This is a genomic window from Halomonas daqiaonensis, from assembly GCF_900109725.1.
Lineage (GTDB): Bacteria > Pseudomonadota > Gammaproteobacteria > Pseudomonadales > Halomonadaceae > Halomonas > Halomonas daqiaonensis.
Map to the genome: position 1 here is coordinate 25,616 of NZ_FOBC01000015.1, position 15,572 is coordinate 41,187.

Consider the following 15,572-nt stretch of genomic DNA (forward strand, 5'->3'; position numbering starts at 1 on the left):
CGATTCGTCTGAACGGGGGGAAGGGGGCATGGCCGAGAGCCAGACACCCTGGCGCCGCTGGAAGATGGGCGAGCTGCAGACCCCGCGTCGCGCTGCCCCAAGCGAATCCTGGCGCGACAAGGAAAGTGCCGGCAAGGAGACGAAGCAGGATGACGCACAGCGCGACGCCATGAAACGCCAGGCGGAACTGCAGGCGCTGCGCGAGAAGGTCAAGCGGGAAGCCCATGAGGAAGGCTTGGCAGCGGGGCGCGAAGAGGGCCATGCCGAAGGGCTGGCCAAGGGGCTCGAGGAAGGCCACCAGCAGGCGAAAGACGAGATGGAAGCGCGCCTCGCCGAAGAGCTGGAGCCCCTGGCCTCCTTGGCCACGGCCTTCGGCGCTGCCCTGGAAGAGCTCGACGAGACCGTCGCCGCGGACCTGGTCGACCTGGCCCTGGCCACCGGTCATCAGCTTGCCGGCGAGGCCCTCAAGACGCGGCCCCGCCAGGTACTGGAACTGGTGCGCGCGCTGCTGCATACCGAGCCACCGCTGATCGGCCAGCAGCGTCTCTGGCTGCATCCGCTGGATCACAAGCTGGTAGAGAAGCATTTGGGCGAAGAACTCTCGGCTGCCGGCTGGTCGTTGCAGCCGGATGATCAGCTCAGCCGCGGCGGCTGCCGGGTGACCAGCGCCAATGGCGAGCTCGATGCCACCTGGGAGAGCCGCTGGCAGGCCGTGAAGGACCAGGTCCGCCAACGCAGCCCGACCACGCAAACGCCGCAAGGGGAGGAGCACTAGTGGCCGAGCCGCTGTCCGCCAACCCTCACCAGGCCCACTGGCAGCGCGCCCTGCGGGGCGTGCGCGCGCGTGTGGAACCGCTGCCCCCCTGTCGCAGCAGCGGCCGGGTGGTTCGCGCCACTGGCCTGGTGATCGAGGTGGTGGGACTGCAGGTGGCACTAGGCAATGCCTGTCGCATCGAGCTGCCGGCCGGCCATCAGGAGGCGCGTCGCTACGCCGAGGCCGAGGTCGTGGGCTTCGCCGGCGACAGGCTCTACCTGATGCCGCTGGCCGAGATCACCGGCCTGATGCCGGGGGCCAGGGTCTTTCCCCTGGCCGATGGCACGCACGAGAGCGCCCGCCGTTTTCCGCTCGGTGAGGACCTGCTGGGTCGTGTCGTCGACGGAAACGGCGCCCCCCTGGATGGCCTGGGGCCACTCGGTGACGTGCCGCATGCGCCGCTGGCCACACCGCCGCTGAATCCGCTGAGTCGCGCGCCCATCGAAGAGCAGATCGACGTAGGCATCCGCGCCATCAATGCCCTGCTGAGCGTCGGCCGCGGCCAGCGCATGGGCCTGTTCGCCGGCTCCGGCGTCGGCAAGTCGGTATTGCTCGGCATGATGGCGCGCTACACCCGCGCCGACGTGATCGTGGTGGGGCTGATCGGCGAAAGGGGTCGTGAGGTCCAGGACTTCATCGACAACATCCTCGGCGAAGAGGGCCTGCGCCGTGCCGTCGTGGTGGCCGCGCCGGCCGATACCTCGCCACTCCAGCGCCTCCAGGGGGCCTCCTATGCCACCCGGCTGGCCGAAGGCTTCCGTGACGAGGGGCGCAATGTCCTGTTAATCATGGACTCCTTGACCCGCTTCGCCATGGCCCAGCGCGAGATCGCCCTGGCCGTCGGCGAACCCCCGGCAACCAAGGGCTATCCGCCCTCGGTGTTTGCCAAGTTACCCAATCTGGTCGAGCGTGCCGGCAATGCCCAGCGTGGCGGCGGCTCGATCACGGCCTTCTATACCGTGCTCACCGAAGGCGACGACCAGCAGGATCCCATCGCCGATTCGGCACGTGCCATCCTCGATGGCCATATCGTGCTCTCGCGGACCCTGGCGGAAGCAGGGCACTATCCGGCCATCGATATCGAGGCCTCGATCAGCCGCGCGATGACCGCCATCATCGACTCGCAGCAGCTACAGCAAGCCCAGCGGTTCAAGTCGCTCTTCTCCCGCTATCAGCGCAATCGAGACCTGATCAGCGTCGGGGCCTATCAGTCGGGCCAGGACCCTCAGCTGGATGAGGCAGTACGCCGCTATCCGCAACTCGAGGAGTTCCTGCAGCAGGGCATCGATGAGAACAGCAGCCTGGAAGACGCCCGTCAGGCCCTTGCCAGTACCCTTGGAGGTAACGCATGAGCCGCAACAGCACACCGCTCGACACCCTCGTCGAACTCGCCCGGGATGCCCGGGATCAGGCGGGGCAGAACCTTGCCGGCGAGCAGCGCACCAGCAGCCAGGTCAGCCAGCAGCTGGAGTCGTTGTATTACTATCGGCAGGAGTACGCCGAAAAGCTCAATACGGCCATGCGTGACGGTATCGACCCGGCCACCATGCACAACTACCAGCAATTCCTCGCCTCCCTGGACGACGCCCTGGTGCGTGCTCGGCAGGCACTGGCCGCCCAGCAGGAACGGGTCGAGAAGACCCGCCAGCAGTGGCAGCAACAACAACAGCGCCTGTCGTCCTACGACACCCTGACCGAACGGCGAGATGCCGCCAGGCGCCGCGATGAACAACGCCGGGAACAGAACGTCAGTGACGACCTGGTCAACAACCGGCTGGTCCGCCAGCGCTCGTCCCAGGGCGAGCACTGAGCCAGCAAGGAGACTGTCGATGGATATCCAGTTGCTAGTCAATGCCACCAGTGGTCGTGCTACCGCCGGTGGAGAAAAGGGTAAGGCTCAGGGCGAAGGAGGCGACTTTGCCAGCAACCTGGCCGGTGCGAGCCGGGCCCGGCAGGACAGTGCCAGCGAAGGCTCTCACCCGTCGGCGGGGATGCCCAGCCGGCAAGCCGGGACGCCAGCGCAGCCCTTGGACGCGAGTCTCAAGGAGGCAAGTCTCAAGGAGGCTGGCCGCCCTGCCGGCCCCGGCCTGGGTGTCGTAGGACGCGAGGCGCTGCTGTCTGGCGTGTCCCGCCAGGGAGAGGGCGCCCAGCAAGGCCCGTTACCCGGCCTCGGGCTGGAATCGGCGGGCCACCAGGCAGCCATGGCGAGCCTCTCGGAGGGTGAGGTAGAGGCCGCTATCAAGGCGCTGGAAGGTACTGACCTACAGAGTGGCGAGGGCTGGGAGGCGCTTCAGAAGCGTCTCGATCTGATCGAGCAGGCTGGCCGCCTCGAGACTGGTGAGGACCTCGCGATCTTGCCCTTGGCGGCTCAGGCGGTTCAACCCGGCTCGATCCGGCCTGAGGGCGGCTCCCTTCGAGACGCGGGCAACGAACCACGGGGTAATGCCCTGCTCCAGGCGATCGCGACCGATACGCTAGAGCGCAAGGGCCTGCGTCAGTCGCTGGTGACTCAACTCGACCAGACCGCCGAGCGCGCGGGAACCACCCTGGAGGCCGTTACTCGCCAAGCCGCTGTGCCGAGCGACGAGCTCCCGCAGCGTTTCTCTGTCGCCAACGACACCCTGATGGCTGCGCGCACTGATACGAAAGGCTCCAACGGCGGATTCGAGCTGGTCGGCCAGGGAATGGCTCCGTCAACGGCCAGCGCCGCCTCCCCGAGCGCCCAGGCCAGCATCCAGGCACCGGTGTCGAGCCCCGCCTGGCCCCAGCAGCTCGGTCAGCAGCTGGTGCGCCTGAGCCAGGGCGGCGGTGAGCAGCGCGTCGAACTGCAGCTCCACCCGGCGGAGCTCGGGCCACTGTCGGTATCCCTGAAGATGGGCGACCAGGGCGCACAGGCGCAGTTCCTCTCTGCCAATGCCCAGGTGCGCCAGGCGCTGGAACAGGCCATCCCGCAGCTGCGTGAAGCCCTCGCCGAGCAGGGCATCAGCCTGGGCGAAACCTCGGTAGGCGAGCAGCGAAACGGTAACGGTGATGAGGCCCAAGGACAGCCGGGTGGCATGCTGGCAGCGGCCGAGGTCGACGAGGGCAGCGAAGGAGCACCCGGCGCCAGCGATGGCAAGGTGCGCGACCTGTCTCTGGACGGCCGCGTAGACCTCTATGCCTGATCCTTCAGGCTGGCGGGCGTCAAACAAGCAAGATAGGCGCTATCAGCGAGCCTGTTCGGATCATCATGATCACGGCGCGACACGCATACTGCGTCGATATCGTCGGCAACACACTACAACCTAGGAAAGCACATGGCGAAATCCAGCGGAGGCTCCCGCAAGCTCCTGTGGGCAATGATGGTGCTGCTGATCCTGTCATCATCGGCGGCAGCGGTGGCGCTCTACATGGTCTTCACCCAGCAAGGCAGCGAGGCACAAGCGACGCTCAACGCCCCGGAGACGCCCGAGCAACAGGCACCGATCTTCCTGCCGATCGAGCCCTTCACCGTCAACCTGGCCGACGACGACTACGGCCCGCGACTGCTCTATACCGGCCTGACGCTGAAGCTCGGTGACGAGGGCAGCCAGGAGATCCTGAAGCAGCACATGCCCCAGGTCCGCAGCCGTCTGCTGACGCTGTTCTCCGGCAAGCAGGCAGGTGAACTGACCTCTCCGGGAGGCAAGCAACGCCTGGAAGAACAGGTGATTGCCGCCCTCGAGGCACCGATGTCGGAAAACCAGCCGGACGTCGCCATCAACGAGGTGCTCTTCACCGAGTTCATCGTGCAATAGGCCGGGAGTAGACAAGACGCCATGTCCGAAGACGACCTGTTGTCCCAGGAAGAGATCGACGCCCTGCTCAAGGGGGTGAGCGGTGATGACGAGCCCGAAGCCCAGAACGGCGGCGGGCCGCGCATACGCCCCTATGATCCGGCAACCCAGCACCGGATCATTCGCGAGCGTCTGCATGCCCTGGACATCATCAATGAACGCTTCGCGCGGCACTTCCGCATGGGCCTGTTCAACCTGATTCGCCGCAGCGCCGACATCACCGTGGACTCGGTCCGCTACCAGAGTTACAGCGAGTTCTCCCGCAATGTCCCGGTGCCGACCAATATCAACATCATCGCCATGAAGCCCCTGCGCGGCTCGGCCCTGATCGTGTTCCCCCCCAGCCTGGTGTTCATGGTGGTGGATAACCTGTTCGGCGGTGACGGGCGCTTCGTGACCAAGTCCGAGGGGCGTGAATTCACCAACACCGAACAGCGCATCATCCAGCGGATGCTGCAGCTGGCCATCGACGCCTACAGCGAGTCCTGGAAATCCGTCTACCCCCTCGAGATCAGCTTCCTGCGCTCGGAGTTGCAGTCGAAATTCGCCAACATCACCAATTCACCCAACGAGATCGTGGTGAACACCAACTTCAATCTCGAGGTGGGCAATCTCGCCAGCAACTTCCAGATCTGCATGCCCTACACCATGATCGAGCCGCTACGCGACCTGCTGACCAATCCGCTCAGCGATGGCAGCCAGGACAAGGATGGCACCTGGACGCGGCGGATTGCCGGCGAGATACGCCACTCCGAGGTGGAGCTGGTCGCCAACTTTACCCATATCGAGAGCCGCATCGCCCATGTGATGGCTCTGAAGCGCGGCGATGTGCTGCCCTTGGAGCTACCCGAGAAGGTGACTGCCAGCGTGGATGGCGTGCCCGTGATGGAGTGTGAATACGGCAGCCAGCATGAGCAGCGAGCACTGCGCGTGCTGCGCATCTTCGACCATGCCGCCGACCATGCGCCAGCCGACGCCTTCGTGAAAGGGTCCAGGTCGCAAGCCAAGGAATCGAACCATGACTGATCCCAACAAGCCTGATCCCAAAAAGTCAGACCCTAACAAGCCTGATCCCGACAAGCCGGTTTCCGACAAGTCTGATAAAAGCATCAGCGAAGACGACTGGACAGCTGCCATGTCGGAGCAGCAGGACGACGCCGACACCCCAGCCGATGATGACGATCCCTGGGCCGAGGCGATGGCCGAGCAGTCGGCCGCGGAATCCTCCGAGCAGGAGCAGAAGGCAGAGCAGGCCGAGGCAAGGCCCGCTGCCCAGTCCGCCGGAGGCAGTGTCTTCCGTCCGCTCGAGGCCGGCCAGGGGTCGACGACAGGGCGCGACCTGGAAATGATCATGGATATCCCGGTCAAGCTTACCGTCGAGCTGGGTCGTACCAAGCTGACCATCAAGCAGCTGCTGGAGCTTGCCCAGGGGTCGGTGGTCGAGCTGGATGGCCTGGCGGGCGAGCCCATGGATATCCTGATCAATGGCTATCTGATCGCCCAGGGCGAGGTCGTGGTCGTCGAGGACAAGTACGGCATTCGCATCACCGAGATCATCACACCATCCGAGCGGGTCCAGAAGCTCAACCGATGACCGAGGCAACGCCCCAACAGCCCCAGGCCGGCCTGGATGCCGCCGTAAGCGGCGGCGAGGCCTTGATCGGCATGGCCACGCTTGGCAAGACCGCCGCGGCACTGGCGCTGATCCTGGTCATCATCCTGGTGGCCGCCTTCGTGCTTCGCCGCTGGGGGCTGCCCCACCAGCGCCATGGACGCCACCTTCGCGTCGTAGGCAGCACGGCGGTGGGGACCAAGGAACGCGTCGTGATCGTCGAGGTGGAAGGCACCTGGCTGGTACTCGGCGTAGGGGCTGGCCAGGTCAGCAAACTACATGACATGCCGGCCCCGGAAGAACCACGCAAACCCAGCTCCTCGAACGGCGCGGGCTTCGAGGCAGGCGACTCCTTCGGGACTCGTTTCGCCAAGGCCGTCAGGCATAACGCCAGCCTGGGTCGCGGGGGGAAGCCGTGAGGCTAGCTGCACCCAGGCACCTGCTGATCGCCTTCGCCGTCGGGGTCCTGCTGGCCTCGCCGACGCTGGCGATGGCGCAGGAAATTCCCGGTATCGTCAGCCGCCCCACGGACGATGGCGGACAGCAGTGGTCGCTCTCGCTGCAGACCCTGCTGCTGCTCAGCTCCCTGGCCTTCCTGCCCGCCGTGCTGCTGATGATGACCTGCTTCACGCGCATCATCATCGTATTGAGCCTGCTGCGAACGGCCATGGGCACCCAGGCCACCCCGCCCAACCAAGTGCTGCTGGGGCTGGCCCTTTTCCTCACCCTGTTCATCATGGCGCCGGTGCTCGGGCAGGTGCATGAGCTGGCCTGGGTACCGCTTGCCAATGACGAGATCAACTTCGATGAGTTCCTGCAGCTGGCCCAGGGCCCCTTCAGGGAATTCATGATGGCCCAGACCCGCGAGCCCGACCTGGCGATGTTCGCCCGCCTGGCCGATATCGGCGAGTTTCAGGGGCCCGAGGATGTGCCCATGCGGATCCTGGTGCCTTCCTTCGTTACCAGCGAGCTGAAGACCGCGTTCCAGATCGGTTTCACGATCTTCATCCCCTTCCTGATCATCGACCTGGTCGTCGCCAGCGTGCTGATGGCACTGGGCATGATGATGGTGCCACCGATCACCATTTCGCTGCCGTTCAAGCTGATGCTTTTCGTGCTGGTGGATGGCTGGCAGCTGATCATCGGTTCGCTGGCAGAAAGCTTCTATTTCTGACCGCACGCACGAGGAGGGCAGGATGACACCTGAACAAGTAATGAACATTGCCTACCAGGGCATGCGTGTCACGCTGCTGCTGGGCGGGCCCCTGCTGATCACGGCTCTGGCCACCGGCCTGCTGGTCAGCCTGTTCCAGGCCGCTACCCAGATCAACGAGATGACCCTCTCGTTCATCCCCAAGATCCTCGCGGTGTTCGCGGTCCTGGTGTTGACCGGGCCCTGGCTGCTCAAGTTGATCACCAACTATACCATCGAGCTGTTCAGCAACATCCCCGCGATGATCACGTGAGGAGGGACGCTCGCTGATGGTGGAGGTCACCTTCGCTCAGCTTCATGGTTGGCTGGTCGCCTTCCTGTGGCCCTTTACGAGAGTCACGGCGTTGATGCTCAGCGCCCCGTTATGGGGCCATTCCAGCATACCGCGCCAGGCCAAGCTGGCGCTGGCCGGCGCCGTGGCGGTGGTAATCGCCCCGGTGTTGCCTCCCATGCCCGAGGTACCGGTTTTTTCCTGGGCAGGCTTCGGCATCCTGGTCGAGCAAATGTTGATCGGCGCCGCCATCGGCCTGACGGTAAGGGTGATGCTGGCTGTGGTGCAGGCATCGGGGGATTTCATCGGCCTGCAGATGGGCCTGGCCTTTGCTACCTTCTTCGATCCCGCGAGTGGCACCAATATGGTGGTGCTGTCACGTATTCTCTATATGGTCACGCTGCTGATGTTCCTGGCCTTCAATGGCCATCTGATGGTGCTGGAGGTGCTGGTCTACAGCTTCCAGACACTGCCGATCGGCATCGGCCGCTTCAATCCGGATGCCTTCATCATGCTGGCCCGCTATGGCGGCACCATTTATACGGCGGGCATGCTGCTTGCCTTGCCGCTGGTAGCCGCCTTGCTGATCATCAACCTGTCGCTGGGCATCCTCAACCGTTCGGCTCCCCAGCTCACGGTCTTCAACATCGGCTTCCCAACCTCGCTGACGGTGGGTCTGATCCTGCTGATGGTCCTGATGACGGACCTGGGGAGCTTCCTGGAACGCCTGTTCAGCCAGGGGCTGGCCTTCCTGCAGAACCTGCTGGAGACCATGGCACCGCTGCCGATAGCGAGCTAAAAAAACCGCCCCGGCCATGGAAGGCAGCGAGGCGGAAAAGACCATGGCAGAGGTTGCCAGACACCATGGTCATCAGGGACCGAAAGTCAGAGACCTGATATCAAAGATAATTGAACAGCGACATCCCCTTCATATCGGCAAATGTCTTCTGCGATGCCTGCAGGCCCACCTGCCGCAGGCTGTACTCGGAGATCGCCTCGGCATAGTCGAGGTCGACCAGGTCAGAGAGCGTCTGCTCGTAATTGAGCATCCGGTTACCGCCGACGGAATCGACCACGTCCAGCTCGTTGAGGCGCGCCCCGACGGAGGCTCGGGTGGTCAGGACGTTATCCAGGCTGTTGTCGAACTCGCGCATCACCGTCTTCAGGGTGTTAGTGCGCTCGGCATCGCGCTGCGGCGTGGCAGGGGCGCCAGCCTCGTTCTCCAGCACCGCCAGCGCCTTTTCGAAGGTGCGGAAGAGGTCGGTGTTCATCTCGTCGGCAGGGGCGAACTCGATGGTATCCCCGCTGACAGCCTCGCCCTTCAAGTCGAGACGCAGTCCACCGACAGACACCGTACCGGACTCGCCGTCGTAAGCACTGCCAGAGGTCAGCATGTCCCAGCCACCAGCAGCGTTCTTTTTCTCGACGTCATACTCCGTATCGCTTGTAAAAGTGACACGAAACGCCTCCCCATAGTCGGGATCGTCGTTATCGATAACCTGGGGGCCGGAGAAGGTCAGACTCCCAGCGTTGCCGCCATCCGCCTCGGCCACATAGCCGGCGCCGCTGGGCACGCTCTGGAAGATCGACTCTCCATTCTCGGTGACCTTCATCAGCCGCGAGGAATCGATGCGTTGCTCGCGGGTATTGCTGTCTCCGGCATAGTCGATTCCACCCGCGGTTCGCACAAAGGGCTCCGAACTGTCCTGATAGCCACCGAACAGGTGCCGACCGTTGCCATCGGTGGCGTTGGCCTGGCCGATCACCGTCTCGTAGATGCCACGCAGCTCCGAGGCCACCGACTGGCGGTCCACGTCGCTGAGGGTATCACTAGAAGCCTGTACCATCAGCGTCTTGGCGCTGGTAACGGCATCACTGACGCTGTTGAGTATGCTCTCGGTCTGCGACAGCGAGTTACGCGCGCTGACCCGTGAGTCGGCATACTGCTGGGTGACGGCCTTGGCCTGGTCGACCCCCACGGCCCGAGACGCCGCCTGGGGGTCGTCGGAAGGATTGACCACCCGGCGGCCGCTGGCGATCTGCTGGCTGACATTGAGAAACTCGCCCTGCTGACGATTCATGGACGAGACGCTCTGCTCGAACATGGTGACGCTGCTGATACGCATCTAGGGAGTCTCCTGGAATCAGTTGCGCAGGCCAAGGATGGTGTCGATGACGTTCCTGCCTGTCTCGATAACCTTGGCATTCGCCTGGTAGTACTGCTGGTAGCGGATCAGGTTGGCGGCTTCCTCGTCCAGGTTCACGCCGGACTCGGACTGCTGCACGGCCTTGAGCTGCTCGGTCAGCCCCTGCTGGGCATCCAGGTTGACCTGGACGATATTGGTACGGTTACCCACGTCACTGACCATGGCACCATAGGCGCCGCTGAGGGAGGCACTGCCACCCACCAGCGACTGTTCCTGCAGTTCCTGCATGCGTAACGCATTTTCGTTGTTGCCGCTGCCGACATCAGCTAAGCCCAGGGTCACTTTTTGACCATCCTCTAACTGCCCCAATGTCAGAGTGACGCCATCAAGCACGATCTCATTGCCCGATTGCTTACCTGTGAACGAGGGGCCAGTTGCGCCTGTATCATTCTCGGTGTTGAGCGTAAAAGTTCCGTTTCCAGCATCTACGACGGTCAATGTCCAAGGTGTATCACCCGTCAGGGTATTGCCTGGCACAGGATCTGCCAGTGCCTTTTCGATGGCCCTGCTGTCGCCTCCGACTTTTACCAGGCTGCTAGCGGCGATCTTGTCCAGATCGGAGATGGCGCTCTCCAGGTTACCTGCCGCACGCCTTACCGGCTGGATCTCGAAGCGGTCTCCCTGCTGGGCATTGTTCAGATTCTGGAATTCGACTTGCACGCCGCCAAAGCTCAGCGTGTTGGTATCGAAGGTCGCATCTACCGCTACGCCACTGTCCTTGCGCACCACCTCGAACCCGTTGGCATCGCCGGGACTATCGGCAACGACTCTAATGGTGTAATCGGTCGCGCGAAGCCCTCCGAGATCCGCTTCGTCGAAGCTGGCGGTGGCCGTGGCTCCCGGGTCGGTATTGCCGGCATGGGAATAAACCTGAGGCTCACCGAAGGTGAAGAGCGCCCCACCCTGCTCGCCGTCCAGGTCAACACCGCTGGCATGCTGCTGGTTAACCCCCATGGCCAAGGAGACGGCCAGTTGGCCGATCTGGTTCTGGGTCTTGTCCAGGGTCTCGGCCCGGAAGTCCATCAGGCCACCGAGGGTGCCGCCGGTAACGGTATCCTCGTTGAGGGCCACCAGGTTGCCGCCGGAATCCTGATAGCCCAGCACCGTGCGCTGAGGGTCGGCAGGAGAATCCATCGCCTGAAGCTTGTAATGGTTGGTACCGGCCACCAGTGGCTGGCCATTGGGCAGTTTGATGTTGTAGGTCTTGCCGTCCTGGATGTTGAGACGCACATCCATGCGCTCGCTCAACTCGTTGACCATCTGGTCGCGCTGGTTGAGCAAGCCGTTGGGCGCCTCGCCGGTGCGTGCCCGGGCAAGGATGATTTCCCGGTTGATGCCGGCCAGCTGCTCGGTGGTGTTGTTGATCTGGGTGACTTCGTCGGCAATCTGGCCGTTGATGCCTTGCTGCATGTCCTGCAGGTAGCCATCGAAGGAGCGGAACTGGGCGGTCAGGGTATCGGTGGCACCCAGCACGCCCTGACGGGCAGCGGGATCGGAAGGCGCGCTGGCCAGGTCCTCCATGGAGGAAAAGAAGTTCTGCATCAGGGGAGCCAGGCCGGCGTCCCGATCCGCCAGCAGGCTGTCGATCTGGTCCACCTGGGTGCTGTAGGCCTCCAGGGCACTGGACTTGCTGGTCGCGGCATTGAGCTGCGAGGCCACGTACTGGTTGAACTGGCGCTGGATGTCGTTGACCTCGACGCCGCCATCGGCACGACTCTCCCCGAGAATGGTCACCTCGCGGTTATAACCTGGGGTATAGACGTTGCTGATGTTGTTACTGGTGGTGCTCAGGGCATTCTGTGCCGCGTTGAGGCCACTCAGTCCCGTGGAGAAGATGCTCATGGCGTATTTTCCTTAAGCCGATATGAGTGTATCGGCATTGCGGCGACAATCTTGAGAGTTAAATCCTCGAGCGCTGGATCAGAACGACACGGGGATTCCACCAGGCGTGCCGTTGCTCGCCAGGGTCGTGTTGCCGCCCAGCGGCCCCATGGTGTCCATCACGGCAATCAACTTGTCGGCATAGGCCGGATCGGTCGCATAACCGCCCTGCTGCAGTGCCTTGGCCGCCTGCTCGGCGCTACCCGCGGTAGTCACCGCAGCGTAGCGGGAATTCTCACTGATCAACCGGGCGTAGTCGGTAAAGGCCTCTTCGAAGGAACCATAGACCCGGAAATCATCACGAATGCGCTGGCGCTGGCCGTCGAACACCTCATGCGTGGTGATCTCGGTGGTCTCACCCTGCCAGCGGCTACCGGCCTTGATACCGAAAAGGTTGTAGCTGTTGCCGCCATCACGGGTGGCGATCTCATGCCGGCCCCAGCCGGTTTCCAGGGCCGCCTGGGCGAGGATCAACTCGGCCGGTACCCCGGTGGACCGGCTCGCCGCCTGGGCGGGCGCCTCGAGGCGATCCAGGAAGTTCTGCACATGAGCGGGCAGGTCGTTTCGTGTCGCCTGGCGTGAACCGTCAACGTCGCTGTCGGATGATGCACCAGCGGGGATCGCCATCAGTTCGTCGAGGAACTGCTGCGGCATCGTCGCCTTGTCATCCGCTGCCTCGGGCTGGATGGCATCCGTCAGCACCCTGGGGCTGCCTTGGGGAATACCGGCGATCAATGACTCGATATCCGTCCCCTCGCTAGCCTGTTGAGGAGGAACAAACCCGCGGCCTTCCAGCTCCGCGACCAGCGTATCGGCCAGGCCGATACCGCGATTCGCCAGGGTCTGTGACCATTGCTTGTCGAGCAGCGACTGGTAGAAGTCGGTCTGCTTGCTGTCGAGGAGGCCGGAGGTCGGCATGGCCTCACGCATGCTCTTCATCATCATCTGGATGAACAGCGCCTCGAACTGCTTGGCGGCCTCCCCGGCGCCACCGGAAGGATCCTGCCGGGCCGTATGCTTGAGCCGCTGCAGGCCCTGCATGTCCAGGGCGAACTGGCCGTCGATATTGCTGCCCAGACTCATCAGATGATCTCCAGCTCGGCTCGCAGCGATCCGGCGGCCTTGAGCGCCTCGAGGATCGACATCAGGTCGGCGGGAGAAGCGCCCAGGGTGTTCAGGGCATCCACCACCTCCATCAGGTCGGCGCCTTCCACGACCTTGAGGGTGCCGGGCTGCTGCTCGACGCTGATCTCGGTGTCACGAACCACCACGGTCTCGCCACCGGTGAACGGATTCGGCTGGCTGACGCCCACCTCGGTATCGATCACGATCGAGAGGTTGCCATGGGCCACGGCAGCCTGACGCAGTGTCACGTTGCCATTGAGCACGATGGAGCCGGTACGCGAGTTGAGTACCACCCGGGGGAGGGACTCGGTGGGAGTGACCTGAACGTTCTCGACACGCGCCATGAAGTTGACGCGTGAGTTGGCACTCTGCGGGCCGTCGAGGGCGATGACGCGACCATTGCGGGCCGCCGCTACCGGACGGCCGAACTCGGCATTGATCGCGCTCACCACACGCTGGGCGGTTCCGAAATCCGCCTCGTTGAGCTCGAGATCGAGCACTCCGCCGTTGGCGCCCAGGTCGAGGGGCACCTCACGTTCGACCATGGCCCCTCCGACAATACGACCGCTGGCCTGCTGGTTGATCTGCACGCTGCTGCCGCCGGCCTGGGCCCCGGCCCCGCCGACCAGCAGACTTCCCTGCGCGATGGCATAGGTATCGCCATCGGCGCCCTTGAGTGGAGTCATCAACAGGGTGCCGCCGCGCAGACTTCGGGCGTTGCCCACGGAGGAGACGGTCACGTCGATACGCTGACCGGGGCGCGAGAAGGGGGGCAGGTCGGCCGTGACCATCGCCGCTGCCACGTTGCGCAGCTGCATGTTCGTCCCGGGGGGGACGGTGATGCCGAGCTGCGAGAGCATATTGGACAGGCTCTGGCCGGTGAACGGCGCCTGTGTCGTCTGGTCGCCCGTGTTATCCAGCCCAACCACCAGGCCGTAGCCCACCAACACGTTGTCGCGCACACCACCGAAAGACGCCAACTCACGAATTCGCTCAGCCTGAGCGGGCAGGGCCACCAGCGCGATCATGGCCAACAGCAGGAGTCGGATGAGGGGATTTTTCGCCAAGCCGTCAACACGCATCATGCCACCACCTAGAAGGGCGAGACGTTAAGGAAGAAGCGCTGCAACCAGCCCATGTGCTGCGCCTCGTTGATGTAGCCGTCACCCACATACTCGATTCGCGCATCGGCGACCGAGGTGGAAGGCACGGTGTTCTGGGCCGTGATGGTGCGGGGGTTGACCACACCCGAGAAGCGGATGAATTCGGTACCCTGATTGATGGCGATGTGCTTCTCGCCACGCACCCGCAGGTTGCCGTTGTTCATGACCTCGAGTACCGAGACGGTGATGGTGCCGGTGAAGGAGTTATTGGCCTCGGACCCTCCGCCGCCACTGAAATCGCTGTCGCCACTGAAATCGAAGCCATATTCGGCCAGTGTCTCCAGGGCATCGGGCAACTGGGCCAGGTCGAGGCTGGATGAGCCACTGCGATCGGCGTTGGACTGGCTGTTCTTGCTGGCACTGACCTCTTCGTCCAGCACGATGGTCAGAATGTCGCCCGCCGTCCGCGGTCGGCGATCTTCGAAGAGAGGGTGGTAACCTCGCTCGGCCTGATAGATCGAGCCATTGGCACGCGGTGCCGGGCGATCGGGAATCTCGATACGTTCCTGCTCACCGACCACCGAGGCACGCGGAATCTGCGCACACCCCCCCAGAACCAGCAGCACCAGGGCCAGTACCAGCAACCGGCAGCCGACGACGCCTTCTCGCCTGCCTCGCATGTCATTCATCAGGCCCACCATTGCAGCCACCTCTCTCGGTTACAGCTGGGTCAGGCGCGCCAGCATCTCGTCGCTGGTCTGCACCGCCTTGCTGTTGATCTCGTAGGCCCGCTGGGTCTGGATCATGCTGACCATCTCTTCCACCACGTTGACGTTGGAGGTCTCGACATAGCCCTGAAAGAGACGACCGGCACCGTTCATCCCGGGCATGGACTCGTTACGCGGCCCGGAGGAGGTCGTCTCGGCATAGAGGTTGCCGCCCATGCTCTCGAGCCCGGTCGGGTTGACGAAGGTGGAGAGGGTGATCTGGCCGACCTGGTTGTCCTGAGTACTGCCCGGCTCGGTGACGGTTACCACACCATCCTCGCCAATCGACACCGAGAGGGCGTTGGCGGGAATGATGATCGCCGGCTCCATCGGATACCCGTTGGCCGTGACCATCTGGCCGTTCTCGTTGAGCTGGAAGCTACCGTCCCGGGTGTAGGCGGTGGAGCCGTCCGGCATCAGCACCTGGAAGAAACCGTTGCCGTTGATGGCCAGATCACGAGAATTCCCGGTGTTCTCGAGCCCACCCTGAGTGTGCAGCCGCTCGGTAGCCACGGGGCGAACGCCTGTACCCACCTGCATGCCCGAGGGCAGGCGGTCCTGGATGTTGTTCTGGGCACCGGGCTGTCGAATGTTCTGGTACAGCAGGTCCTCGAATACGGCTCGGGACTGCTTGAAGCCATTGGTACTGACGTTGGCCAGGTTGTTGGAGATGACATCCAGCTTGACCTGCTGGGATTCCAGGCCGGTCTTGGCGGTCCAGAGTGACTTGATCATTCCGGTTTCCTCTGAGTAATCGGGTGTGG

17 protein-coding genes are annotated in these 15,572 nt (G+C 63.6%); 11 read left to right on the forward strand and 6 right to left on the reverse strand.

Features of this window, described 5'->3' with window-relative positions; translation table 11 throughout:
• Nucleotides 1-28 precede the first annotated feature (28 nt).
• From BMY30_RS12370 to fliR, 11 genes are all read left to right on the forward strand, one after another.
• Nucleotides 29-775: a flagellar assembly protein FliH gene (locus tag BMY30_RS12370; RefSeq protein ID WP_089714155.1), complete on the forward strand. Its 747-nt coding sequence runs from the start codon at nucleotides 29-31 to the stop codon at nucleotides 773-775.
• A complete protein-coding gene (gene fliI / locus BMY30_RS12375; RefSeq protein WP_280140897.1) occupies nucleotides 775-2,166 on the forward strand; it encodes a flagellar protein export ATPase FliI in 1,392 nt (463 codons plus the stop codon). Before BMY30_RS12370 ends, fliI begins: the two co-directional genes overlap by 1 nt.
• A complete protein-coding gene (gene fliJ / locus BMY30_RS12380; protein WP_089714157.1) occupies nucleotides 2,163-2,624 on the forward strand; it encodes a flagellar export protein FliJ in 462 nt (153 codons plus the stop codon). Before fliI ends, fliJ begins: the two co-directional genes overlap by 4 nt.
• 19 nt (nucleotides 2,625-2,643) lie before the next feature.
• Entirely contained in the window at nucleotides 2,644-3,978 is a 1,335-nt protein-coding gene (locus BMY30_RS12385; protein ID WP_170840136.1) for a flagellar hook-length control protein FliK, read from the forward strand.
• A gap of 132 nt (nucleotides 3,979-4,110) precedes the next feature.
• Nucleotides 4,111-4,590, forward strand: coding sequence for a flagellar basal body-associated protein FliL (fliL, locus tag BMY30_RS12390; protein ID WP_089714163.1), 480 nt, complete (start codon nucleotides 4,111-4,113; stop codon nucleotides 4,588-4,590).
• Nucleotides 4,591-4,611: 21 nt separating this feature from the next.
• A complete protein-coding gene (fliM, locus tag BMY30_RS12395; protein WP_089714165.1) occupies nucleotides 4,612-5,655 on the forward strand; it encodes a flagellar motor switch protein FliM in 1,044 nt (347 codons plus the stop codon).
• Nucleotides 5,648-6,223, forward strand: coding sequence for a flagellar motor switch protein FliN (gene fliN / locus BMY30_RS12400; protein ID WP_089714167.1), 576 nt, complete (start codon nucleotides 5,648-5,650; stop codon nucleotides 6,221-6,223). The genes fliM and fliN overlap by 8 nt, the downstream gene beginning before the upstream one ends.
• The gene (gene fliO, locus BMY30_RS12405; protein WP_089714169.1) at nucleotides 6,220-6,660 is read left to right on the forward strand and encodes a flagellar biosynthetic protein FliO; all 441 of its coding nucleotides are present in this window, start codon (nucleotides 6,220-6,222) and stop codon (nucleotides 6,658-6,660) included. Before fliN ends, fliO begins: the two co-directional genes overlap by 4 nt.
• Before the next feature lie 71 nt (nucleotides 6,661-6,731).
• Nucleotides 6,732-7,415 (forward strand): flagellar type III secretion system pore protein FliP, encoded by a 684-nt coding sequence (gene fliP, locus BMY30_RS12410; RefSeq protein WP_089714273.1) that lies wholly within the window; start codon nucleotides 6,732-6,734, stop codon nucleotides 7,413-7,415.
• A gap of 22 nt (nucleotides 7,416-7,437) precedes the next feature.
• Nucleotides 7,438-7,707 (forward strand): flagellar biosynthesis protein FliQ, encoded by a 270-nt coding sequence (fliQ, locus tag BMY30_RS12415; RefSeq protein ID WP_089714171.1) that lies wholly within the window; start codon nucleotides 7,438-7,440, stop codon nucleotides 7,705-7,707.
• A gap of 16 nt (nucleotides 7,708-7,723) precedes the next feature.
• Nucleotides 7,724-8,524, forward strand: a complete 801-nt coding sequence (gene fliR, locus BMY30_RS12420) for a flagellar biosynthetic protein FliR (RefSeq protein WP_089714173.1) — start codon at nucleotides 7,724-7,726, stop codon at nucleotides 8,522-8,524.
• Between the two features lie 100 nt (nucleotides 8,525-8,624).
• Here the strand turns inward: fliR and flgL are convergent, their stop codons facing one another.
• From flgL to flgG, 6 genes are all read right to left on the reverse strand, one after another.
• The gene (gene flgL, locus BMY30_RS12425; protein ID WP_089714175.1) at nucleotides 8,625-9,851 is read right to left on the reverse strand and encodes a flagellar hook-associated protein FlgL; all 1,227 of its coding nucleotides are present in this window, start codon (nucleotides 9,849-9,851) and stop codon (nucleotides 8,625-8,627) included.
• A gap of 18 nt (nucleotides 9,852-9,869) precedes the next feature.
• The gene (gene flgK, locus BMY30_RS12430) at nucleotides 9,870-11,774 is read right to left on the reverse strand and encodes a flagellar hook-associated protein FlgK (RefSeq protein WP_089714177.1); all 1,905 of its coding nucleotides are present in this window, start codon (nucleotides 11,772-11,774) and stop codon (nucleotides 9,870-9,872) included.
• Nucleotides 11,775-11,852: 78 nt separating this feature from the next.
• Complete coding sequence (flgJ, locus tag BMY30_RS12435) at nucleotides 11,853-12,896, reverse strand: flagellar assembly peptidoglycan hydrolase FlgJ (protein WP_089714179.1); 1,044 nt, start codon at nucleotides 12,894-12,896, stop codon at nucleotides 11,853-11,855.
• Nucleotides 12,896-14,020: a flagellar basal body P-ring protein FlgI gene (locus BMY30_RS12440; protein ID WP_089714275.1), complete on the reverse strand. Its 1,125-nt coding sequence runs from the start codon at nucleotides 14,018-14,020 to the stop codon at nucleotides 12,896-12,898. The genes flgJ and BMY30_RS12440 overlap by 1 nt, the downstream gene beginning before the upstream one ends.
• 11 nt (nucleotides 14,021-14,031) lie before the next feature.
• The gene (locus BMY30_RS12445) at nucleotides 14,032-14,730 is read right to left on the reverse strand and encodes a flagellar basal body L-ring protein FlgH (protein WP_170840137.1); all 699 of its coding nucleotides are present in this window, start codon (nucleotides 14,728-14,730) and stop codon (nucleotides 14,032-14,034) included.
• Between the two features lie 30 nt (nucleotides 14,731-14,760).
• On the reverse strand, nucleotides 14,761-15,543 hold the full coding sequence (gene flgG, locus BMY30_RS12450; protein ID WP_089714181.1) for a flagellar basal-body rod protein FlgG: 783 nt from the start codon (nucleotides 15,541-15,543) through the stop codon (nucleotides 14,761-14,763).
• Nucleotides 15,544-15,572 lie beyond the last annotated feature (29 nt).